Genomic DNA, 21219 nt, shown 5'->3' with positions numbered 1-21219 from the left:
TGTTGCACTCCGTAACCAACCGCAAAACAAATTCGCGTGGCGACATGCTTCAGGCAACGTATTCTGCAAGGGATAATCACTCGTAACCGGCGAGTGTCTGACAATGTTAATAATTCCTTTATCAGGATTTCAATAATGAAGAACTTCGTACGCATGACTTTGCTGGCTGCAACCGTAGCTGGCGCTTCTTTTAGCACGTTTGCAGCAAATGTATCCAACGTTCCCGCTCCAGCTCAGGACCCGGTAGTCCAGCACCTTAAGCTGACCACCGACCAGGTTGCGCAGATCAAAAAACTGCACCAGCAGCTTGAAACCAACGTCAGCCAGATTTCAGTGAAAGATGTTAAAGACGGCGCATTGATTGACGTCATCAAGTCCGGGAAATGGGATGAAACCGCCGTTAAGAAGCAGCTTTCCGCGTTCAGCAACATCGAACAACAAGCGCGTTATTATCGTGTGAAATACTACTTTGACCTGAACAAAGTGCTGACTCCGGAACAGCGCCAGCAGGTACAGAAAGATATCGCACAGACGCTGAGCGAGTAATCCCCAGGGCCTGAATCAGCAATGATTCAGGCTTTTCGGCACGATCTCCTGCTGAAAAAAGAAGCCCTGTACAGCATCTGCGCCGCTCATACGGCAGATGGCGTAATCCTGCGCGGTTTCTACTCCCTCGATCACCACCCGCTCTCCCAGCCCGCGAAATTGATTGACCAGTACTCTCAACTGCCACTCCGATGATCTGAACTGATGAAACATCCCGCTTTCAATTTTAATGGCATCAAAACGGATGCCAGACAGTCGCCAGACAAAAAACAGCTCAGGCGAAACGTCATCCAGCCACACGCGAAAACCATGGCGCACCAGGGTTTTTATGGCGATGCATACCGCCTGCTGTTCTGCCTTTTCCAGACGCATCATGGTAGCGGGATCCTGAATTTCAATAACAATCCGCCCCTGATGCGCCTGCCTGGTGAGTCGCGAGATCCACGACAGACAGGTCAGCATCCTGACGGATAAATTCAGCGAATAGCTTCCTGGGAGTAAGAGTACCCGCTGCATTTGCCACATAAACAGCTGCTGTTTCGCGCTGACAGAAAGATGCTTGAAAAAAAGATCCAGCGGGAGCGGTGTGCGTACCTGGCTTAACACCTCACGGACATCCAGTGATGCATCATCAAAAAAATGAATGCGCTGCAAACGGATCCCGGAGATCCGCAGCAGTTCGGCATTACGGGGAAGCTCGGGTACATATTGAGCCTGTTCGCTGAGTCTGTTCATATCATTCCATTTTTTGATTAAAAGGACGTCGTGCATCCTGTAACCAGGAGATACGGCGATCGTTCGGATAGATCAGGTAAAAGCGGGTCGCCAGGCGGTGCGCCTGAGCCAGGTCGCGCTGCTGCATCGCCAGCAAGATTTGCGTGAAGGAGATATTCGGGTCCGGGTGAACACGCACATAGTCAGGCGCCCAACGGCGCACCAACTCCAGCCAGCGAGCATCCCGGGTACGTTGATACCGTTGCAGGTATCCCATCTGGAGATCAAAGTGGTAGCGTGTGGCAAGCAACCAGCCGCCTACCGGGAGCGATTCGGCAAGTTGCCACTGTGTTGATTGCCGTTCCGCCAGCGTCAGTTGCTGTTGCGTCTGTAGCGTGAGAAGTAACAAGGGAGTGGCTATCAGAAACGAGATAAATGCCAGCCCACGAATCAACGACGTCGCCGGGCGCGTCAGACTAGCCCCTTTTAGCGCGCCATCTGCGCAACGAAGCAGCAGGATCAGCAATAACCAGTGTGGCGTTGACTGTCTGACCGGGTATTCCGTCAACATATGGATAACCACTGGCAACGCCGCCACCAGGCAGGCACGACGCCAGCAATTTCCGTGCAGCCAGAGCCATAACCCACCCGCAATAAAACACAGCGCGCCCGCCAGTCCAACCAGACCGCCCTCCACCAGCCACAGCACCAGTTCGTTGTGCGGATGCGAGATACTACTCAGCCCCAATGGCCCCGCTCGTTCGAGAAAAACAGCAGCGAAACTGCCCACGCCCCATCCCATCCACGGGCGTTCGGCAAATAATGCCAGTGATGTTTTCAGCACCGTCCAGCGCACATGAGAAGTCGTTAAATGATCTACCGTGGCAACGGACAAAAAATGGCGAGCGGCAGCGCCTGTCGCCATACCTAACGCCAACGGCAGGAGAAGTAGCAACAGCGTGCGGCGTTGTGCAGGGAACACCACCATCAGCAACACCTCACCGACCGCCAGAGACAAATAGCCGGTTTGCGACTGGGATTCATGCAGCACAAATCCCATCATCACCAGAGCAACCCCGAAAACAATTCGGTATCTGCCGCCCTGGCGTAAAAAGAGCAGCGCTGACAGCAGCACGCCGCACGCAGTGAAACTGGCCAGCAGATTGACCTGCTGAAAAATACCGTAGGGCCGCGTGCCGCGCCGCCAGGCGAACTCCCAGTAATCAACGCCCGGCCAATGCCAGTACTGATAGACAAACGCCACACATTCGATGACGCATGCCCCCCATAACAGGGCCAGCAATACCGTGCGAACGTTTGTCGTAAGTGGAATTTGTAACGTCACCAGATAGACAAGCACGCCACCCAGTAACGCCCCCGCTACCAGCAGCGCCTCGGACCGCCAGATGCCCGGCGTCAGCAGACAAAGCAGCGTCAGGATCAGCGCGCCCAGCATAAATCCAATAGCAGGTACAGTGATGCGCCAGCGTCGGCGAGGCAGTAGCATCGCCGTACTTGCTGCCAATACTGCAGCGTAGATCCAACTGGTAATATTAAGCGGCAACGACAGACCGCTGCCGCCGTTATTCAGCCAGTAGAGGTGCATGATCCCGCACCAGAAAAACAGACTGACAATCAGCAATAATTTCTGGCCAGGCAGCGGCGCAATACGATTCAGTGCGTTCATCATGCTACTGGTAATTCAACGTCCAGGTCCCGCTGGCGCTGAACGGACCGTATTCAAGAGACTGGTTTTTTATCGCCGACGGTTCTGCCGCGACCCACGCCAAAAAATTCAGCGTCATCGACCCTTCAGTAATCTCTGTAACTGACGTGCTTTCATCAAGCCGGATTGCCGTGCCATCGTCTTCACTCATTCCAATCCCGATCCCCGATGCCCCGTCCTGCTCACTGCTATCCAGCGCCAGATGATCGGTAAGCTCCGCATCTTCCTTGCCGCTGAAAGTAACCGAGATCCCGCGGAAAACCTCCGGGTTGCAGTCGCGTAACTGGATGCTGAATTTTTCCGGCTTACTGCGTCCTGAGAGATAGAGATCCTGCGTCGCGATTTGCCCGAAATCGACCTCGATTTTGTCGCCGCCGGGTGCAAGGCTGCAGGCCAGCGCTCTGATGGTGCCGTGAAAATACATATCGCCACCGACCAGCTTGGTATCAGCCTGTACCGTTGCGCCAAACAACAGCGTACTCACCGCGATTAACGTTCTGAAAGTCATGGTAATTACCCTACTGAAACTGCGCGACAACGGTGGCAGAGGCTTCAAACTCACCTTCCTTAACGCTCCCCACGCCCGGCTTTGCCACCGGTGCGGCAGTGAGATTCCAGTCGCCCTGATTCTGGTAAAAACCCTTCACGTTGTAGAACTGATTGGGCACTACGGTGCCGCCGCTCTCGTCTTTAATCATAATTCCGAGATCGTCGCGTTTCTGTCCGCCACTCAACGTGCCGAGAAGATGATCGTTAAACCCAGCCGTACCTGACGCCGTGGTGGTTTGTACACCTAAATTGATATTCAGCGCGCCCTGATCGAAGCTGCCGCCTTCACAGACCACATGTATCGGGATCGACTTGCTGTAATTGGTGCCGTTGAGTTTTGCAGCGGATCCGGGCAGATCGCCAAACTCAATGCTGATTTTGTCTCCCCGATTGAAGGTGCATTTATCCGGCACGGTAATGAGCCCGGATTTAATGACCACGCGTGAAATCGCCGTGGTTGGCGTAGGTCCCGCACCGCCCATGCGCCCGGCAACCTCCACCAGCGACTGGGAGGTGATATTGATGCCATTGATAATGGGTTTAGTGACAATAAACGTCACTTTCCCTTTTGAACCACTTTCAACGTTCGTGGCGCGTGTGTAGCCCTTACGCTTTTTGCAGCTGTTGTTACTGTTGCGGTTTGAAACGTTGGTAAAAGGCGCCTGGACGTATTTGTTATAACGTCCGGCAACCCACACCTGAACTTCCACATCCAGATACTCGTTTAACCGAAAACGGTTCGCCCCCTGATTTGAAGGCGGCATGGTGGTCGTGGTGGTGTAATAAATAGGCTCCCGAGAGATATCGGCCTGTTCGCAATAAAAATTCACCACATACCAACTGCCCAGATTCCAGGTAAAAGGCTCCGTTCTGCCGCCAACATGATTTTTGCTGACATCCAGCGAGCTCAGTTCAATATCGTACTGATGCGGCGACCCGCCCTCCGGCTCACCTTCCCCCTGTGTGAATGCTTGCCCGGCCAGAGGACAGCCTGCCAGCACGACCCACAGCAGCGCTTTATGCAATACGCTCATAGATACTCCAGCTTAAGTCTGACCAGACCGTTAAATTCGCCAGCGGTCACCTCCTGCCCAAAAGATTCCAGCGCGGCAAGAAAGTGAATCGCGTTATCACCTGGTTTGAGGATCCACATGCGTTGCGGTTGATTCAGGTGGATCAACTGGTTGCGTTCGGTCAGTAGCCGAATGCCCGCACCACGCACATCGCCGCGAATACGCCCCAGATCGCTGTTTTCCGGCGCGCCTTCGGCCATCAGCGTCATCGAAACGCCACGTTCCACCGTGCTATGCGCCAGCTCCGGCATTTCGCTGGTCTGTCCGGGAAAATCCCTTAAGGTATGGCCAGAACCTTTTAAGCAGCCATTCAGGTTCAGCGTCACTAATACCGGATCGCTGCGATCGCCGCTCTGGCGAAAGCGGCTGGCGGAAATATCACCCAGATCGATGGTCTGATCGCGTGAAGCCATATCCAGCACGCACGGCGAAACGAACACCCGACCATGAAAGCGGACGTTGCCATACTCGCCGGAAACGTTGCTCATATCCTGGCGGCCGCTAGTGGCCTGAACCGGGCAGGCCATACCTGCCATCAGCAGAGCGCAAAGCATCTTTTTCATTTACGAGTCCTTTACCGGGGCTGTTGCTCCATCGGCAATGCTTTACACACATTGCCTGTGCAGCTGAATTTCAATTCAGGGTGACCGCCAAAATCGTTCACATACATCATGCTGAACTGGCTAACGCTGCCGTCGGTGACGCTGAAATCAAGCGAGGATTTTGGTGAAACCATAACCCCGGGGAAATCAGTCAGCCTGCCGCCGCCCTGCGCTTCCGGCTTACGGCTTAAACCGATCAAGGTGACGAAGTATGGCGTTGGGTTATCCACGGTCCAGCGTAGACCCTGCTTGTGAAAGACCAGTTGGTTTTGCCACACCGCGCCCGGCGTTTCCGGCACGATGGCGGTCGGACGGTAGAACAATTTGATGCGCGACTGCATCGCCAGTTGCAGCACGTTCGGCTTATCAGGCTTAGGTGGAATCTCACGCACATTCAGGTAGAACAGGCTTTCTCGATCCTGAGGCAGCGCATTAATCCCGCTGGTTTTCGTCACCCGGGCAATGCCCTTTTGCCCACCGTTAATTCGCTGTAGCGGCGGTAAGACCATCAGCGGCGAGGTAACTTTTGTTCCGTTGGCGTCTTCCACCCACGACTGGGCCAAAAACGGAATGCTCGGGCTGGTATTGGTTAAGTTCGCGCTGACAGATCGCGCATCACCGGTGATGATCATCCGGGTACGGTCGAGCGCAATACCCGCCCAGGAAGCGTTGATCTCTGCAATAAAAAGCAGGCCACAAGCCACGGGTTTGAGCCAACGCTGCACGGAGTAAAAAGCTTGATTTTTCATGACAAAATTCATTCTGGTTATTGAAATTATTCACAAGGCAACAGCACGTTACCTTCCGGGTTGAGTTGTTGTGGCACCTGTAAGTGACACTGCGCTCGTCCGCCCCAGGCCACGGAAAGACGCTCGGCTGGATTCACACCGGCAATCCAGGCCATGCCGTTTTCCATCACCATGGCGACGCTGGCGCCGTTGGCGTTAAACACTTCGGCGCCAAACGGCGGGACCGAACCATCCTTCAGGCGCAGCAGCGCCATCATTTTTTGCCCCTGCGCCACGGCAAAGCGCTGATAGCCAATCGCCCCTTCCGTCAGGGTGTTGGTGACGATGGCTTTGGTCGCGGAAATATCCTCGTCCATTGCGTCCACATCGATGCGGGTATCAAAGCTGTGATAGCTGACGACGTCCGGTACCACGGCAATACCGAAGCGGTTTGAATGCGCCTGTTCGCCGTTCAGCGGTACATTCGCCACACCGTCGGTATCAACCATCACTCTGGCGGTATTCATTGACGCCTGGCTGTTGTGCAACGCCGCGCCGTGACGCGTCGCGGTAAAACCGCCGCGCATCGTGCCGCCTACGGAGAAATAGCGTGATTGCTGCCAGCTGACGTTAGATTCCAGCTCCGCCATCATGCTGCGGTGCTTGTAATAGCCATCAAATGCCGTGCGCCCTTCACCGGAAACCCCTGCGCGCAAACGCCATGGGTTGTTACGGTCGCGGTTATCGGAATACGAAACCATCTGGCTGGTCTGGTTGCCGCTGTTCTGCAACTCATAATCCATGGAGCGGCCATCGCTCCAGGGAATCGAAATTGAAAGCGAAAGACTGTCGTCCCGTTTGCCCTGATACTCAGAGCGGTAAGCCGCAAGGTTGGCGCTAATCCCCTGGATGCCCGCCAACGAAAAGCTGTGCCCCATCGACAACCCGTAACGATCCTGCGAACGACGATCCCAGTAGTTCTGGTGGGTGTAGGTCAGATACAGCGTGGTGGCTAACTGCTGATCGTCGGCAAAAAAGGTCTTGTTACCGGTGATGGTGTACATCTCTTTTTCGTTACCGGCGCTGTTGTTATTGGCATACTGCTCGTCGAGGAACTGTGAAAAAGTACGGAAGTTACGCTGTGAAAAGCGGTATCCGGCAAAGGTGATGGCGCTGTTGTATTCATCAAAGGTTTTGGCATAGCTGAGCTTAAAGGACATGCCTTTTTGTTCAGCCTGATGCTTCACACGGCTCACGGATTGCGTCGCATCCGCCGACAACGCCCCCAGCCAGCTCAAATCCCGCCCAATCCCCATCGACCAGGCGTTATAGCGCTCGCCAGTGAGCAGCGCGCCTCCGTACAGCGACCACGCATTGCTGACCCCCCATGAAAAATCGCCGGTATAAAACGCAGGGCCCTGAATGTCATGGTTGTAAAGCGATGGCTTACCGACCGCGGCGTTGTAGCGAACGTAGCCTGGGCGCGTCAGGTAAGGTATATCAGCCGTATTAACCTGAAAGGTTTGTACGCTGCCATCCTGTTCCTCAACGCGTACATCCAACGTGCCGCGTACCGAGCCGTGCAGATCCTGAATATTAAACGGCCCCGCAGGAACGGTGGTTTGATAGATAACACGTCCCTGCTGACTAACGGTGACCTTGGCGTTACTACGAGCGATGCCATGAACTTCAGGCGCGTAACCCTGCAAATTCGGTGGCAGCATACGCTCATCGCTGGCGAGGTTAGCCCCGGTAAAACGAACCGAATCAAAGACCTGAGAATTCAGATAGATTTCGCCAAGCGTCAGTTTTGCCGCCTGCATCGGTAATGGGCGATAAGCATAGATCTGATCCCAGTCGATACGCCCACGATTATCATCAGAAGCGTAATTGGCCTGATACTGCCCGCGAAAGCGCCACGCGCCGAGGTTAAAACCTGTTTGCCCGTAGCCAGAAAGAGAGCGGTAACGATCGCCCCCCTGCTCGTAATGTGTGGCCTGACCCGAGATGCTGTAGTCAAAAATCAGCCCCGCGACGCCATTATCCCAGCGTTCCGGCGGCGTCCAGTCTGGATCGGTATATTTCATCCATGCCTGCGGCACGGTAATGTCCAGTACGCCTGCGCTATTATTCAACGCCACACCCGGCAGATGGGAAATGTCATAACATGTCGCGCTAATCGGATGAATATAGGTCAGTGCCTCTTCTTTGAGCGCCAGTAATTCGAGTTGCTGTGGCGTCAGACACGCCATGGATTTATGCGAGTTGGCAGGATCGACGATATAGCGGATCGATTGCTGAGGAATTTCCTGGCTGTTAATACGAACATCCAGCAGATATTCACCGGGAGTCACAAAGTTGCCTTCGGAAAAACGCTGCAAATCGACATTCTGCCGGTCGCTGGCATCCAGTACGTCAGTATTAAATTCAACGGCCTCATCCGCTTCAGCCCATGCAGAGGCACAAACCAGAGTAATAAATAGCGCCAGGCGTTTTTTATCTGTTTTCAGCGTGATCATTTTCGTTCGCAAACCTTCAGATACCCGAATTGCAGTGCAGCTCAGAGATAATTCACAACAAAATGCGTGACCGCAGTAAATTCGCCGGATGTCATTCTTCCGTCACGGGAGATCAAATAAGCCGTAAAGTTGAGCGTGTTCTTCCCTGGATTAAGCACATAATCCGGTGATGGTTCGCCCAGATGAATTTGCTGTCCTTTGCTGTCGTATATTTCTATTGCTAAATTTTCAGTTTCCGACTGCACGCTCAGATAATCAGGATTGTCCCTGTCGGGCGCACCAGAAAAGGTAATATTGGCGCGTTGAAACACATTCCCGGAATGTTGAGAATCCCCTAATGAACATCCCAGCAAATGAATACTGAAATCATGCGCGGACACTTTTTCTGGTCTTCCAGAAATATCTCTGGCAGAGAGATCATCGAATTCAACCAGTAGCGATCGGTCGCGCGGATCAACATAACAGGCAGCCTCAATAATATTTCCTCGCATGCGCATTTTGCCGGGCGTACTGTTTAGACGATTGGCGCCAGCCATAACCCATGCAGGCGAGATAAAGACAAAAAGCAGTAAAATTCGCCATCCAGGCATAACCGTATTTCCTTTCAGTTATTCGCAGGAAGGGTTAAGCAGGCGCATTAATGCGCCCGCTGCGGGTAATTACTGATAGTCGATCTGGAAATTAACGGTAGATTCGAAATCACCCGGCGTTACCGCTGCAGAAGCGTTGTTTGCCTGCAGATAAGCCACGAAATCAATGTCAGTTTCGCCGTCAGTGATGTTGACCTGAGAGGCAGCTTTACCCCATTCCACATCCTGGTTGCCGCTGTCAACCATACCAATACCCGCGCCCTTTGCAGTACCAGAAGTGAATGCAGCCAGCGCGTTGTTGTCTGTATCAATTGTTGCCGGGGTATAGGTCACAGTGGCCGTTTTCGCAACGGTGGTGTCGCAGCCCTGAAGAACGATTTTGGCATGCTTAACGCCAGCACGTTGGTTGTCTTTTAACTGAGAGGTTGGGATCTCACCAAAATTAACCTGCACCGGGCTGGATTCAGGTGCCAGACCGCATGCGGAATTAACCAGAGAACCGGTGAACTGAATTTTACCGTTAGTCGGTTCAACATTTTTTGCAGCGAAAGCAGAAGAGGCAGTCAAAGTCATTCCCGCCATCAGCGCGCAGGCCACAGCCACGTTTTTCATTTTCATATTACTACTTAACCTTATATCCGTTTTTAGTTATTCCGACGATCTATTTCCGCAGACATTTAAGTCAGGGAAATGCTGATCTGCAGGTGGCGGTAGCGCATATCCTTGCAAACAATCCATCTCAACCCGCCCCTTATTTTGAACATCGTTGGCATTCCATACGAAATACCGTCTACAGCTGTTCAGGCTGTTTCGGGGCTTATATTAAGTCGGCAGAAAAATGACACAATGCAAAAATACGGTATTAATCAAACTCAGGGAATCGTGTTGTATCACCGCCTGCACAACGATCGTTTACCTAAAAAATCGCCAAAATTCAGGCAACTACTAGTGTTAATATCTATTATTTTGCGTTTTTATAGAGTTTTTATCTATCAACTATTTTTTTATTTAGTCCGGATACCAGGCAAAATGTATTTATGAAAGTTTTGTAAAAATGAAGATGGATATCAAAACCGAGTAATGACAATAAGATAGTGACAGAGAGAAAGGAGAATGAGACATCTATAAGAAATATTAAAATATTGTTATATAAATATTAATAAAGCGATCTATGGCGCAACCATTTTTTATAAATGAATTATGTTATGCTATTGCTTCCCCCACTCGAATGCGAGATATCCTGCTTTAAAGGAGACATCAGTGATTTCTCATATACCAATAAACAAAATTAAATCCGTAATTATTGGTGATGGCTTAGTTTTCAGACCAAATAAAAATACCCTAAAAGACCTGACATCCGGTGAAATGGCCACATTGAATAATGTGGCAACGCAATTACTGCTCTATTTGTTGCAAAATGGTAAAGAGATTTCCTCGCGCGATGAAATTCTGCTGAATGTTTTCCAGCATAATGGCGCACGGGCGACGGATGCCAATCTCAACCAGCACATTTCATTTCTGCGCAAAGCAATAACGTCAACGGGTCACCCTGCAGAGCTCATCGTCACCATTCCGCGAATGGGATTTCGGATGGGCGATGTCAATATCAATATTCAGCAACTGGAAGAGGCGCAAACACCAGCGCGAATTGCCAATGTTGCAACGAAGCTCAACAAAAAGAACCGGAACCGATGGCCTGTCGCAATAACAACGTTAATCACCGGCCTCGCAGTGCTGGCGACAGCGTGGTTAACATGGATACCCAATGAAATCGCCATGACGGACGCAGCTATTCTGCGAACAATCGACTACGAGCAATGCCGGGTACATATATTAGGGAATGCTCTCACCGATACCATAACTGAAAAGAAAGCGCTGGATATATTCAAGTCAGTGGGTATTAACCCAAACTGTTCGCATCCAAAAGATCTCTATCTTAATACGTGGGCGAGCAACCATAACCTGGTTGAGTGGTCGTTTGCCGCTGAATGCGGACTAAACCTCGGCTATTACCATTGCGTCAGCCAGTATCGTCATTATGAGGAATGATATGAAGCAGGAAAGCGATCACTCTCCTTTACTATGGTCAGTGGTAATTGCCATTTTTGGGCTGGCGGCCATTGCTTTTTTCATTATCGCCGGGAATGCGAAGAAACAAGAAATCAGCTTTTCATGCTCATCGGAATTCACGTCGATACTCGATATCCAAAATAGCAAAAAGGAACTCAACGGAATTATGCTGATCACTAGCTACAATTCCGGACACCTTTCATTGTCAGTACAAGGGAAATTCAAAAGTGATGATGGTGAGTTCACGGTTAACCGAAAACTGTTCTTTCGCTACGCCCGTCCGCTCGGCCATACCGCAGGCGTTTTCATGCTCACTCCCGATGGACGTGAAAAATCCCCCGATGATGACGCAACGGATGCTGTCGATTATCTCTTCTTCGACGCTTACGAACGTGCCGACAAGCTATATATGCTGAAGCACCTGAATGAGGAAACGGTTCTTATTGGCGATAACTTTTCACCCCGCTTCGCCTGCGTGATGAATCACTTCGCGGGTTAATCGCCTCTACGATATGCGTCGGGTTAAGGATGACCTGATGTGTTTCCCGCCCGGCAGCGCGGATGTATCGATACAGTGTAATGAAGGGATTGTTATTTTGGGTGGGACTAAAACGACGAAAGCCTGAATCATTTCTGATTCAGGCTTTCTGAATAGTGGCGGAATGGACGGGACTCGAACCCGCGACCCCCTGCGTGACAGGCAGGTATTCTAACCAACTGAACTACCACTCCGCGTTGTGTTCCGCTTGGGAACGAAGCGAATATTACGGATTGCCTCGCGCCTCGTCAACGCTTTTTCTCACGTTTTTAATCGTTTGCTGCAAAAATCACCCGAATGGTCATTTCTGCACTGTAATTGGGTCATCTACGCCCGCCAGAGACAACTTCCCCCCTTCTTCTGCACCAGGTCAAGCCGCGACTCATGGGCTGCTAACTCCTCATCAGTGGCAAAAACAACGCGTAGTTTGCTGGACTGCCGAACAATGCGTTGGATCCCCGTGTCATTTTGCTGCTGGCTGTCGCCTTCCATCGAGAACGCCATGGTGGTCTGCCCACCGGTCATCATCAGATAAACGTCGGCCAGAATCTGGGCATCGAGCAATGCGCCGTGCAGGGTTCGTTTACTGTTGTCTATTTCATAACGCGAGCATAACGCATCAAGGCTGTTTCGCTTGCCAGGAAACATTTTCCTTGCCAGCGCCAGGCTATCGGTTATTTTGCAAAATTCGTTGGTTTTCGGAATACCACGATTGAGCTTAGCAAACTCGTAATCCATAAAGCCGATATCAAACGATGCGTTATGGATGACCAGCTCCGCGCCGCGAATGTAGTCGAGAAACTCATCGGCAACTTCGGCAAATGTAGGCTTATCGAGCAGGAATTCGTCTGCGATGCCGTGTACGCCAAACGCTTCCGGATCCACCAGCCGATCCGGCTTCAGGTAAACGTGGAAGTTATTACCGGTCAGGCGGCGGTTCACCACTTCAACCGCACCGATCTCAATGATCTTGTGGCCTTCGTAGTGGGCGCCAATCTGGTTCATACCGGTGGTTTCGGTATCGAGGACTACCTGTCGTGTAATTCCAGTGCTCATAACGGTCATTTATGTCAGACTTATCGTTTGATTTCGATTTGCTAAAACAGGAAGTCTACCAGAGATGCTTAAACAGGTAGAAATTTTCACCGATGGTTCTTGCCTGGGAAATCCTGGGCCAGGTGGTTACGGGGCGATTTTACGCTATCGCGGACGCGAAAAAACCTTTAGTGAAGGGTACAACCTCACAACCAATAATCGCATGGAGCTGATGGCGGCAATCGTTGCGCTGGAAGCCCTGAAAGAACAGTGTGAAGTGATACTCAGTACCGACAGCCAGTATGTACGCCAGGGCATCACGCAATGGATCCACAACTGGAAGAAGCGCGGCTGGAAAACGGCAGATAAAAAACCGGTAAAGAACGTCGATCTGTGGAAACGTTTGGATGCCGCGCTGGGTCCACATCAAATCAAATGGGAATGGGTTAAAGGCCATGCGGGCCATCCGGAAAACGAACGCTGCGATGAGCTTGCGCGCGCCGCGGCAATGAGCCCCACTCAGGATGATATTGGTTATCAGGCCGAGTCTTAAGCGTCCGGTTTGCGGTATTGCCGGGTAGCGCCAACGGCCTGGCGGATTGGCGTTTTGCTTTTATTTTGTTTCATTGGGTTGAGCGTAAGCGGAATGGTGCGCTTACGTGCGACCACCAGTTGCAAACATCCCAGGGCAGGAATATGTGCGCTTAACATTTTCCCGCCCTTCTTCTTCCAGGGCAGGACATGAAAACGGCTGTAGTGCAGCACTTCAAAATTGAGTAAAGAGAGCCAGTCCAGTTGACGCATGAGGGTAAACATCCGACTGCTGTAAGGCGAGGTCTTGCGCAATACCGGCACCAGTTTACGCAGTCCCATCAGGCTTACCGGATTAAACCCGCTCAGAATCAACCAGCCGTCATCAATCAGCACGCGATCGGCTTCACGCAGTAACCGATGTGGATCGGAACACCACGGTAGCGTATGGGCCAACAAACAGACATCCACCGACTTATCGGCAAAGGGCAGATGCAAAGGATCTGCCGTTACCTGCATGGGAGACCCCAGCAAAGAAACATTTACCTGATGAGAAACCGCGCACGCTTCAGAATCGATTTCTGCGCTTAAATTACCAATTTTAAGCAGATGAAAACCGTACATTTTTGCGAACCACGGGTTAAGCTGATGCTCCAGCGCCTCACGATAGTATTCGCCCCAGGGTAAATCACCCCAGCTCACGGGCGCTACGACAGTTTGAGGGATCCTTGCCGGTTTCATCATAACCTTCCGTTTCGCTTTGAGAGGTAAGATATGAATCTTAACAGTATTCCTGCATTTCAGGACAATTACATCTGGGTCCTGTCAAACAATGACCAACATTGTCTGATTGTCGACCCGGGCGAAGCCGCCCCTGTTCTGCAAGCCATTGCAGAACATAACTGGGTGCCAGAGGCCATTCTGCTGACCCATCATCATCAGGATCACGTTGGCGGCGTGAAAGAACTCCTGCAACACTTCCCACAAATAGTGGTATACGGACCGGCTGAAACGCAAGATAAGGGAACGACGCACATAGTCGAAGATGGCGATATTGCACTCGTATTGGGGCATGAATTTAAGGTAATTGCCACGCCGGGTCACACTTTAGGACATATCTGTTACTTTAGCCAACCTTACCTGTTTTGCGGAGATACGCTCTTTTCTGGGGGCTGTGGTCGGCTTTTCGAAGGTACTGCAACGCAGATGTATCAATCACTTAAAAGAATCAGCGATCTTCCCGATGATACTTTGATTTGTTGCGCACATGAGTACACATTAGCAAATATGAAGTTTGCTTTAAGCATCCTCCCGCACGATTCGTTCATAAATGAATATTATCGTAAAGTTAATGAGTTACGCGTAAAAAAACAAATGACACTACCCGTAATTCTGAAAAATGAGCGGCGAAATAATATTTTTTTGCGAACTGAAGATATTGATTTAATTAAAGAAATAAACAAAGAAACAATATTGCAACAACCTGAAGAGCGTTTTGCCTGGTTAAGGTCAAAGAAAGATACGTTCTGACAATTCCGGGTTGCCTTTTGAAAACTTCGCCGTTATGATCGGTCGTCTTTTAAGCAACTATTGACACACACATGAAGGCAAAAGCGATATTACTCGCCTCTGTCCTGCTTGTTGGGTGCCAGAATACTGGTAACGTCCAACAGCACGCACAGAGCCTTTCTGCAGCTGGTCAAGGGGAAGCAGGAAAGTTTACAAGTCAGGCGCGATGGATGGACGATGGAACATCTATCGCTGCTGATCAAGATTTGTGGGCTTTCATTGGTGACGAGCTAAAGATGGGAATTCCGGAAAACAGCCGGATTCGCGAACAGAAACAGAAGTATTTACGCAATAAGAGCTATCTCCACGATGTAACTTTACGGGCAGAGCCGTATATGTACTGGATAGCCGGGCAGGTTAAGAAACGTAACATGCCAATGGAACTGGTACTACTACCCATAGTGGAGAGCGCTTTTGATCCTCACGCAACGTCTGGCGCCAATGCCGCAGGTATTTGGCAGATCATTCCGAGCACGGGGCGCAATTATGGTTTAAAGCAGACCCGCAATTATGATGCACGTCGCGACATTGTGGCTTCCACCACTGCCGCGCTCGACATGATGCAGCGTCTGAACAAGATGTTTGATGGCGACTGGCTGCTGACCATTGCTGCTTATAATAGCGGTGAAGGTCGCGTGATGAAGGCGATCAAAACGAACAAAGCGCGTGGTAAATCCACCGACTTCTGGTCGTTACCGTTGCCTCAGGAAACGAAGCTGTATGTGCCCAAAATGCTGGCTTTGAGCGATATTCTCAAAAACAGCAAACGCTATGGCGTGCGTCTGCCTACAACAGACGAAAGCCGCGCATTGGCACGTGTTCGCTTGAATAGCCCGGTTGAGATGGCTCAGGTTGCCGATATGGCGGGTATATCCGTCAGCAAGCTGAAGACCTTCAATGCAGGCGTTAAAGGCTCCACGTTGGGTGCCAGCGGTCCGCAATATGTGATGGTGCCAAAGAAGCATGCAGAAAAACTGCGTGAGTCTCTGGCTTCAGGCGAAATTGCAGCCGTGCAGTCAACGTTGCTCGCGGATAACACGCCGCTGAACAGCCGTAGCTACAAGGTTCGCTCTGGCGATACGCTTTCTGGCGTTGCTTCACGTCTTGGCGTGAGCACAAAAGACCTGAAACAGTGGAACAATCTGCGTGGTTCTTCCCTGAAAGTAGGCCAAAGCCTGACGGTAGGCGCCGGAACCAGCGCGCAGCGACTGGCTAACAACAGCGATAGCATCACCTATCGTGTGCGTAAGGGCGACTCGCTGTCGAGCATTGCCAAACGTCACGGGGTTAACATCAAGGATGTGATGCGCTGGAATAGCGATACGGACAACCTGCAGCCTGGCGATCAGCTAACGTTGTTTGTGAAAAACAACGGTATGCCGGACTCCTGATAACATTGTTGAAATGAAGGCACTGGTTTCCCCCCAGTGCCTTTTTTATTTATCCTGCTTTATGCGCCTCTACCATTATCGTGTCGCTGGTAAACGAACCCTCTTCCTGTAATGCAAAGTAGGCCTTCACGTCAGCAGAAGCACTCTCCTGGTATAAACGAATCGCTTCGGTCAACGCCGCAGGCGTACGCATCCGCGCAACCCACGAACTGAACTCCAGAGGCAGGCGATCAGTTAACAAGGTGTCAGCAATCAGGTTGGCGTCATTGATTAAAGACAGCCACTCCCCGCTGGAATAATTGCGTACGTGCGAGGTATCACGCAACGCTTCCACGGTTTGTAACCAGATATCACGTACAGGGTGACCCGGCGACATCACATCCATCACGATCAGTACGCCGCCGGGCTTCAGGATGCGGTTCACTTCGCGCAGCGCGCGCCCGACATCATGCCAGTGATGCGCGGAATAGCGGCTAATCACCACATCAAACGCGTTATCTTCAAATGGCAGACTTTCGGCATAACCCTGGCGCGTGGAGAGGTTTTCCAGCCCCCTGTCTTTTGCCGCCTCCGCCACCACTTCAAGCATTTGTGACGATAAATCATAAGCTACGACCTGCCTGACTTGCTGCGCAGCCACAAAACTGGCATGCCCTGCTCCGCATCCCATATCCAGTAACCGGGCTTGCGGAAATGCTGACAACCTTGCGGACAGGCGTTGCAAATCGCGGCCAGAGGCATGTACCGCACTGGTCAAATAGGCATTAGCCTGAGAGCCAAACTGTTTTTCGACGTTGTCATGATGAGAGCGTGTTGTCATTGTGTTGTCCTTCGGTTGTTGTTTAATAGGAAGGGCAGCACCACTACAGGTCTGCCCTACGGCAGACCTGACACACCGTTATTGTTCAGGTTTGCCGGGACTGAATTCAACGAGTAGCGGATTGTGATCGGATGCGCGGGTGACCAGCACAGAGGCTTCACTCACGTTCAAACCACGATAGAACACAAAATCGAGAGGGCGACCAAACGCGCGTCGGCGTTGATCGTCGGTAAAGCGCACCTGGCGCAGCGACATTTCGCGCGCAAATCGGTACAGCGCATTCATCCGTCGACGGCTCCAGGCATTGAAATCACCCGCCATGATCACCGGACCGCTGTGATGGGCAATCTGATCGCCAATAGGAAGTAACTGCTTACTATAGACATCAACGCCAAGGCTGAAATTTACCGCGTGGATATTCACCACCATCAATAAACGCGTATCAGGCAACGGGTAAACTGTCACCAATGCTGATTTCGCCAGCCGTAAGATAGGCTCACGCTCGCGCAATGGACAGCAGTAAACAGGATGGGCGGCGGAGAGCGTCATAACGCCAGAGGGGTGCTGAGGCAGCACAAAGGCGGGTACCTGGTCGGCAGCGAGATAGTTAGCGGTCGCAAACTGCACCAGTTCAGGCGTGGTTTGTGCTTCCTGCAATAACACCAGATGCGCGTCTTTGCCAAAATTTTTCAGCACCGACTGCCATTCTGCACGCTGCTGCTTAAAAATATTCCATACCAGCACGCGAATGCGATCTTCACTGCTTAACGGAGCGCCTGCGGGTAATGCCTGGCCAATATGCGCAAACGAGCCTGGCGGTAAAATCCGCTCTACCGGCTGTCCGGCAACATAACGCATGGCATAGGTGTTTTTTCGCACTTTAGACTTTCAAACCTCTGTAACGTCAACCAGTCCGCAGCCGGACTGGTTCTTCTGTTATAGGGATTTTAGCACTCACTTTCAACGAACAATTGCAGTTTGTTTTGTAAGTGGGCGCTTACATCAATGATTTACCCCAGAGCAATGCGTACAGGTTTATCAAGACGACCGCTGACGCCCATCAGTAAGAAAGCCACCAGAACAATGAGGGCGCCAATCCACGGCGTCTGCGCCAAACCGTAATGCTCCACCGTTTGCCCGCCAATCACTGAACCCAATGCAATACCAATGTTAAACGCTGCAATGTTGAGTCCTGATGCCACATCTACCGCATTAGGCGTGAATTGTTCAGCTTTCTGAACAACGTAGACCTGCAAACCCGGTACGTTGCCAAAGGCAAAGATCCCCATCACCAGAATAGTGACCAGTGCGGCGTACTGAGTGGATGCGGTCACCTGGAAGACCATCAGCAGAACAAACAGCGCGGCGAAAATAAATTTCAGCGCAGGAACGGCGCCATGCTTATCTGCCAGTTTGCCGCCCCAGATATTGCCGATAGCCACAGATACGCCATAGCCCAGCAAGATCCAGCTTACTGCTGCCGGAGAGAATCCAGCCAGATCCTGCATCATCGGCGCCAGGAAGGTGAATGCCGTGAATACCCCGCCATAGCCCAGCGCCGTAACGGCGTAAATCAGCAACAGACGAGGATGGGTCAGCACTTTCATCTGGTCACGAATGCTGGCGGCAGCCCGACCGGGGATGTTAGCCGGGATCAGCAGTTGGCTACTAATGAGCGCAATCACTCCTAACAGTGATACCGCAAGAAAAGTCTCGCGCCAGCCAAAATGCTGACCGATGAATGTTCCCAGCGGCACGCCCGTGACCAGCGCGACCGTTAAGCCGCCAAACATAATGGCGATCGCGGAAGCCGCTTTCTCTTTTGGCACCAGACTTGTCGCGATGGTAGAACCAATTGAGAAGAACACGCCGTGCGCCAGACCCGTCAGCAGACGGGCGACGATTAATGTCATATAGCCCGGTGCCTGCCATGCCAGCAAATTCCCCGCCGTAAACAAGACCATCAGCGCGACCAGTAACTGTTTACGCGGCAGGCGTCCGGTCAGAGCGGTCAGCACCGGCGCGCCAATCGCCACACCCAGTGCATAGATTGAAACCAGCATTCCGGCGGAAGGTAACGAGATCGCCAGTTGTTGTGCAATGGTCGGCACCAGGCCGACAATCACAAACTCTGTCGTGCCAATAGCGAAGGCACTTATTGTCAGTGCAAATAAAGCGAGAGGCATAAATAACTCCATAACATCAGTAATCAGATGACACGCAGTATGCCTGGATGTTTTAATGACAAAAATATTCAAAATATCAATTTAATTTTGCTTCAGGTGCAAAAATGAAAGCAACCTCCGAAGAACTTGCAATTTTTGTCGCTGTCGTGGAAAGCGGCAGCTTCAGTCGGGCGGCAGAGCAGCTCAGCCAGGCCAATTCCGCTGTCAGCCGGGCAGTTAAAAAGCTGGAGATGAAGCTCGGCGTCAGTCTGCTTAATCGTACGACCCGACAGCTGAGCCTGACAGAAGAAGGAGAGCGATACTTCAGGCGCGTGCAGCAGATACTGCAAGAAATGGCTGCAGCAGAAACGGAAATCATGGAGTCGCGTAATACTCCGCGCGGCTTACTGCGTATCGATGCGGCAACGCCGGTAATGCTGCATTTCCTGATGCCGCTGATCAAACCTTTTCGTGAACGGTATCCGGAAATGACGTTGTCTCTTGTCTCCTCAGAAACGTTCATCAATCTTATTGAACGAAAAGTGGATGTTGCGATACGCGCAGGCACGTTGACAGATTCAAGTCTGCGCGCGCGCCCGTTATTTACCAGCTATCGCAAGATTATCGCTTCACCTGACTATATTGCCCGCTTTGGCAAGCCTGAGAGCGTTGAAGAGTTAAAACGGCATCTGTGCCTGGGGTTTTCTGAACCCATCTCGCTCAATACCTGGCCAATAGCCTGTAGCGATGGGCAGCTCCATGAGATCGAATGTGGGATTTCTTCCAACAGCGGGGAAACATTAAAACAGCTTTGCCTGAACGGTAACGGCATTGCATGTCTTTCAGATTATATGATTGACAAAGAGATCGAACAGAGAGAACTGGTGGAACTGCTGGCCGATAAGCGTCTGCCGGTAGAAATGCCTTTCAGCGCCGTTTACTACAGCGATCGTGCCGTCAGTACACGTATCCGGGCATTTATCGACTTCTTAAGTGAACATATAAAAACAGCTCCCGAAGGAGCTGTGAAAGAGGGTTAAAGGGTACAAAGGGTCAGGCAATTAATCCCACTCAGGAGCCAGACCTTCCGGGCTAACCAGGCGGTCGTTGCAATCCAGTGCCGCGATCGCTGCTCTATCTTCGGCATCCAGATGCAGTTCCAGTGCCAGTAGGTTACTTGCCAGGTTTTCACGCTTGGTGGAAGAAGGAATTACTGAGTACCCTTCACCCATTGCCCATGCCAGGATAACCTGTGCCGGAGTCGCATTATGTTTAGACGCAATGCGTGCAATCACTTCATCTTTCAGCGCTTTACCGTAAGCCAGCGTCATATAAGAGGTGATGTGGATACCGTGCGCTTTCGCCCAGTCAACCACCTTGCGGCTCTGCAGATACGGAGACAGTTCAATCTGGTTAGTGGCAATATTCTCCACACCCACTGTAGCAATGGCTTTTTCCATCAGCGGAATGGTGAAGTTTGAGATGCCAATTTCGCGAGTCAGCCCTTGTTCTTTAGCTTCAAGCAATGCCTGCATAAACTCTTCGACAGACACGGCATCCCCCGGGGATGGCCAGTGGATCAGCGTAAGATCGACATAATCCGTACGAAGTTTTTTCAGGCTCTCTTTCAGGCTTGGGATCAGCTTGTCTTTGCTCAGGTTTTCAATCCAGATCTTGGTGGTGATGTACAGCTCGCTACGTGGTACGCCACTCTCAGCAATCGCCTGACCAACAGCCGCTTCATTATCATAGATTTGCGCAGTGTCGACAGCACGGTAGCCCAGTTCAAGCGCCGTTTTAACAGAAGCAATAACCACGTCGTCTTTCAGACGAAAAGTACCTAAACCGAATGCAGGGATAGTCATGAAATTCCTCTTTATTTATCAAAATGGGTTAACTGGAATCATTATGACGAACGAGAGGATCGAGAAAAAGATCGATTAAAGCAGAGGATTTTTGCTAAAACAGCAATAATCATATGACAAGCAAAGAAAAAAGCCCTGAGCGTTAGCTCAGGGCTCTTAATAAGTGGCGGAACGGACGGGACTCGAAC

The 21219-nt window shown here is 51.3% G+C and carries 22 protein-coding genes and 1 tRNA gene; 7 read left to right on the top strand and 16 right to left on the bottom strand.

Annotation, left to right across the window (positions count from 1 at the left end):
• The first annotated feature begins 135 nt into the window (after window positions 1-135).
• Window positions 136-546 carry a Spy/CpxP family protein refolding chaperone gene (locus FDX14_RS06690; protein ID WP_038637532.1) on the top strand — a complete coding sequence of 137 codons (411 nt, stop codon included), beginning with the start codon at window positions 136-138 and terminating at the stop codon, window positions 544-546.
• 15 nt (window positions 547-561) lie between these two features.
• Here FDX14_RS06690 and FDX14_RS06685 read toward each other — a convergent pair whose 3' ends face one another.
• From FDX14_RS06685 to FDX14_RS06645, 9 genes are all read right to left on the bottom strand, one after another.
• Complete coding sequence (locus FDX14_RS06685; RefSeq protein WP_042310473.1) at window positions 562-1281, bottom strand: EAL domain-containing protein; 720 nt, start codon at window positions 1279-1281, stop codon at window positions 562-564.
• A gap of 1 nt (window position 1282) precedes the next feature.
• Entirely contained in the window at window positions 1283-2950 is a 1668-nt protein-coding gene (locus FDX14_RS06680; RefSeq protein ID WP_137349238.1) for an O-antigen ligase family protein, read from the bottom strand.
• Between the two features lies 1 nt (window position 2951).
• Window positions 2952-3494: a fimbrial protein gene (locus tag FDX14_RS06675; RefSeq protein WP_042310477.1), complete on the bottom strand. Its 543-nt coding sequence runs from the start codon at window positions 3492-3494 to the stop codon at window positions 2952-2954.
• Between the two features lie 10 nt (window positions 3495-3504).
• A complete protein-coding gene (locus FDX14_RS06670; protein ID WP_137349237.1) occupies window positions 3505-4569 on the bottom strand; it encodes a fimbrial protein in 1065 nt (354 codons plus the stop codon).
• Complete coding sequence (locus FDX14_RS06665; protein ID WP_042310481.1) at window positions 4566-5171, bottom strand: fimbrial protein; 606 nt, start codon at window positions 5169-5171, stop codon at window positions 4566-4568. Before FDX14_RS06665 ends, FDX14_RS06670 begins: the two co-directional genes overlap by 4 nt.
• An 11-nt stretch (window positions 5172-5182) precedes the next feature.
• The gene (locus tag FDX14_RS06660) at window positions 5183-5959 is read right to left on the bottom strand and encodes a fimbrial biogenesis chaperone (RefSeq protein WP_042310485.1); all 777 of its coding nucleotides are present in this window, start codon (window positions 5957-5959) and stop codon (window positions 5183-5185) included.
• A 26-nt stretch (window positions 5960-5985) separates the two neighbouring features.
• Complete coding sequence (locus FDX14_RS06655) at window positions 5986-8457, bottom strand: fimbria/pilus outer membrane usher protein (protein ID WP_137349236.1); 2472 nt, start codon at window positions 8455-8457, stop codon at window positions 5986-5988.
• Between the two features lie 41 nt (window positions 8458-8498).
• Window positions 8499-9047, bottom strand: coding sequence for a fimbrial protein (locus FDX14_RS06650; RefSeq protein ID WP_042310489.1), 549 nt, complete (start codon window positions 9045-9047; stop codon window positions 8499-8501).
• 69 nt (window positions 9048-9116) lie between these two features.
• A complete protein-coding gene (locus tag FDX14_RS06645) occupies window positions 9117-9665 on the bottom strand; it encodes a fimbrial protein (RefSeq protein ID WP_038637500.1) in 549 nt (182 codons plus the stop codon).
• A 642-nt stretch (window positions 9666-10307) separates the two neighbouring features.
• On the opposite strand from FDX14_RS06645, the gene FDX14_RS06640 reads away from it, so the two are divergent.
• Together FDX14_RS06640 and FDX14_RS06635 are read left to right on the top strand one after the other, a co-directional pair.
• Window positions 10308-11096: a winged helix-turn-helix domain-containing protein gene (locus FDX14_RS06640; protein ID WP_061383107.1), complete on the top strand. Its 789-nt coding sequence runs from the start codon at window positions 10308-10310 to the stop codon at window positions 11094-11096.
• A gap of 1 nt (window position 11097) precedes the next feature.
• A complete protein-coding gene (locus FDX14_RS06635) occupies window positions 11098-11616 on the top strand; it encodes a FidL-like protein (RefSeq protein WP_042310494.1) in 519 nt (172 codons plus the stop codon).
• A gap of 156 nt (window positions 11617-11772) precedes the next feature.
• Here the strand turns inward: FDX14_RS06635 and FDX14_RS06630 are convergent.
• Window positions 11773-11849: transfer RNA gene (locus FDX14_RS06630), tRNA-Asp, on the bottom strand.
• 133 nt (window positions 11850-11982) lie between these two features.
• Entirely contained in the window at window positions 11983-12711 is a 729-nt protein-coding gene (gene dnaQ, locus FDX14_RS06625) for a DNA polymerase III subunit epsilon (protein ID WP_042310534.1), read from the bottom strand.
• 64 nt (window positions 12712-12775) lie between these two features.
• Here dnaQ and rnhA point away from each other — a divergent pair, with 64 nt between their 5' ends.
• Window positions 12776-13243, top strand: coding sequence for a ribonuclease HI (rnhA, locus tag FDX14_RS06620; RefSeq protein ID WP_006685987.1), 468 nt, complete (start codon window positions 12776-12778; stop codon window positions 13241-13243).
• Here rnhA and FDX14_RS06615 read toward each other — a convergent pair.
• Window positions 13240-13962 (bottom strand): class I SAM-dependent methyltransferase, encoded by a 723-nt coding sequence (locus FDX14_RS06615; protein WP_137349270.1) that lies wholly within the window; start codon window positions 13960-13962, stop codon window positions 13240-13242. The two genes, rnhA and FDX14_RS06615, sit on opposite strands and share 4 nt — an antisense overlap.
• A 33-nt stretch (window positions 13963-13995) precedes the next feature.
• Between FDX14_RS06615 and gloB the strand changes: the two genes are divergently transcribed.
• Window positions 13996-14751 (top strand): hydroxyacylglutathione hydrolase, encoded by a 756-nt coding sequence (gloB, locus tag FDX14_RS06610; RefSeq protein WP_137349235.1) that lies wholly within the window; start codon window positions 13996-13998, stop codon window positions 14749-14751.
• A gap of 71 nt (window positions 14752-14822) precedes the next feature.
• A complete protein-coding gene (gene mltD / locus FDX14_RS06605) occupies window positions 14823-16181 on the top strand; it encodes a murein transglycosylase D (RefSeq protein WP_042310500.1) in 1359 nt (452 codons plus the stop codon).
• A 49-nt stretch (window positions 16182-16230) separates the two neighbouring features.
• Here the strand turns inward: mltD and FDX14_RS06600 are convergent, their stop codons facing one another.
• The 3 genes from FDX14_RS06600 to FDX14_RS06590 form a co-directional block, all read right to left on the bottom strand.
• Window positions 16231-17001, bottom strand: coding sequence for a class I SAM-dependent methyltransferase (locus FDX14_RS06600; protein WP_061383112.1), 771 nt, complete (start codon window positions 16999-17001; stop codon window positions 16231-16233).
• Between the two features lie 78 nt (window positions 17002-17079).
• Complete coding sequence (locus FDX14_RS06595) at window positions 17080-17880, bottom strand: endonuclease/exonuclease/phosphatase family protein (RefSeq protein WP_038637479.1); 801 nt, start codon at window positions 17878-17880, stop codon at window positions 17080-17082.
• 131 nt (window positions 17881-18011) lie between these two features.
• Window positions 18012-19187 (bottom strand): MFS transporter, encoded by a 1176-nt coding sequence (locus tag FDX14_RS06590; RefSeq protein WP_137349234.1) that lies wholly within the window; start codon window positions 19185-19187, stop codon window positions 18012-18014.
• A gap of 104 nt (window positions 19188-19291) precedes the next feature.
• Between FDX14_RS06590 and yafC the strand changes: the two genes are divergently transcribed.
• Window positions 19292-20206: a DNA-binding transcriptional regulator YafC gene (gene yafC / locus FDX14_RS06585; protein WP_137349233.1), complete on the top strand. Its 915-nt coding sequence runs from the start codon at window positions 19292-19294 to the stop codon at window positions 20204-20206.
• A 21-nt stretch (window positions 20207-20227) separates the two neighbouring features.
• Here the strand turns inward: yafC and dkgB are convergent, their stop codons facing one another.
• On the bottom strand, window positions 20228-21031 hold the full coding sequence (dkgB, locus tag FDX14_RS06580; protein WP_042310509.1) for a 2,5-didehydrogluconate reductase DkgB: 804 nt from the start codon (window positions 21029-21031) through the stop codon (window positions 20228-20230).
• Between the last annotated feature and the right edge of the window lie 188 nt (window positions 21032-21219).

Source organism: Citrobacter sp. wls710, from assembly GCF_005281115.1.
Lineage (GTDB): Bacteria > Pseudomonadota > Gammaproteobacteria > Enterobacterales > Enterobacteriaceae > Citrobacter > Citrobacter werkmanii.
Note: the sequence above shows the minus strand (reverse complement) of the source record. Positions and strands in the feature narration are given on the sequence as shown.

What these genes read in the sequence shown, in the direction of transcription:
- FDX14_RS06645 (WP_038637500.1), bottom strand. Translation starts at nt 9,665, where the DNA reads ATGAAAATGAAAAACGTGGCTGTGGCCTGCGCGCTGATGGCGGGAATG.
- FDX14_RS06590 (WP_137349234.1), bottom strand. Translation starts at nt 19,187, where the DNA reads ATGCCTCTCGCTTTATTTGCACTGACAATAAGTGCCTTCGCTATTGGC.
- FDX14_RS06665 (WP_042310481.1), bottom strand. Translation starts at nt 5,171, where the DNA reads ATGAAAAAGATGCTTTGCGCTCTGCTGATGGCAGGTATGGCCTGCCCG.
- yafC (WP_137349233.1), top strand. Translation starts at nt 19,292, where the DNA reads ATGAAAGCAACCTCCGAAGAACTTGCAATTTTTGTCGCTGTCGTGGAA.
- mltD (WP_042310500.1), top strand. Translation starts at nt 14,823, where the DNA reads ATGAAGGCAAAAGCGATATTACTCGCCTCTGTCCTGCTTGTTGGGTGC.
- FDX14_RS06680 (WP_137349238.1), bottom strand. Translation starts at nt 2,950, where the DNA reads ATGATGAACGCACTGAATCGTATTGCGCCGCTGCCTGGCCAGAAATTA.
- dkgB (WP_042310509.1), bottom strand. Translation starts at nt 21,031, where the DNA reads ATGACTATCCCTGCATTCGGTTTAGGTACTTTTCGTCTGAAAGACGAC.
- dnaQ (WP_042310534.1), bottom strand. Translation starts at nt 12,711, where the DNA reads ATGAGCACTGGAATTACACGACAGGTAGTCCTCGATACCGAAACCACC.
- FDX14_RS06690 (WP_038637532.1), top strand. Translation starts at nt 136, where the DNA reads ATGAAGAACTTCGTACGCATGACTTTGCTGGCTGCAACCGTAGCTGGC.
- FDX14_RS06670 (WP_137349237.1), bottom strand. Translation starts at nt 4,569, where the DNA reads ATGAGCGTATTGCATAAAGCGCTGCTGTGGGTCGTGCTGGCAGGCTGT.
- FDX14_RS06650 (WP_042310489.1), bottom strand. Translation starts at nt 9,047, where the DNA reads ATGCCTGGATGGCGAATTTTACTGCTTTTTGTCTTTATCTCGCCTGCA.
- gloB (WP_137349235.1), top strand. Translation starts at nt 13,996, where the DNA reads ATGAATCTTAACAGTATTCCTGCATTTCAGGACAATTACATCTGGGTC.
- rnhA (WP_006685987.1), top strand. Translation starts at nt 12,776, where the DNA reads ATGCTTAAACAGGTAGAAATTTTCACCGATGGTTCTTGCCTGGGAAAT.
- FDX14_RS06685 (WP_042310473.1), bottom strand. Translation starts at nt 1,281, where the DNA reads ATGAACAGACTCAGCGAACAGGCTCAATATGTACCCGAGCTTCCCCGT.
- FDX14_RS06600 (WP_061383112.1), bottom strand. Translation starts at nt 17,001, where the DNA reads ATGACAACACGCTCTCATCATGACAACGTCGAAAAACAGTTTGGCTCT.
- FDX14_RS06635 (WP_042310494.1), top strand. Translation starts at nt 11,098, where the DNA reads ATGAAGCAGGAAAGCGATCACTCTCCTTTACTATGGTCAGTGGTAATT.
- FDX14_RS06675 (WP_042310477.1), bottom strand. Translation starts at nt 3,494, where the DNA reads ATGACTTTCAGAACGTTAATCGCGGTGAGTACGCTGTTGTTTGGCGCA.
- FDX14_RS06660 (WP_042310485.1), bottom strand. Translation starts at nt 5,959, where the DNA reads ATGAAAAATCAAGCTTTTTACTCCGTGCAGCGTTGGCTCAAACCCGTG.
- FDX14_RS06655 (WP_137349236.1), bottom strand. Translation starts at nt 8,457, where the DNA reads ATGATCACGCTGAAAACAGATAAAAAACGCCTGGCGCTATTTATTACT.
- FDX14_RS06615 (WP_137349270.1), bottom strand. Translation starts at nt 13,962, where the DNA reads ATGAAACCGGCAAGGATCCCTCAAACTGTCGTAGCGCCCGTGAGCTGG.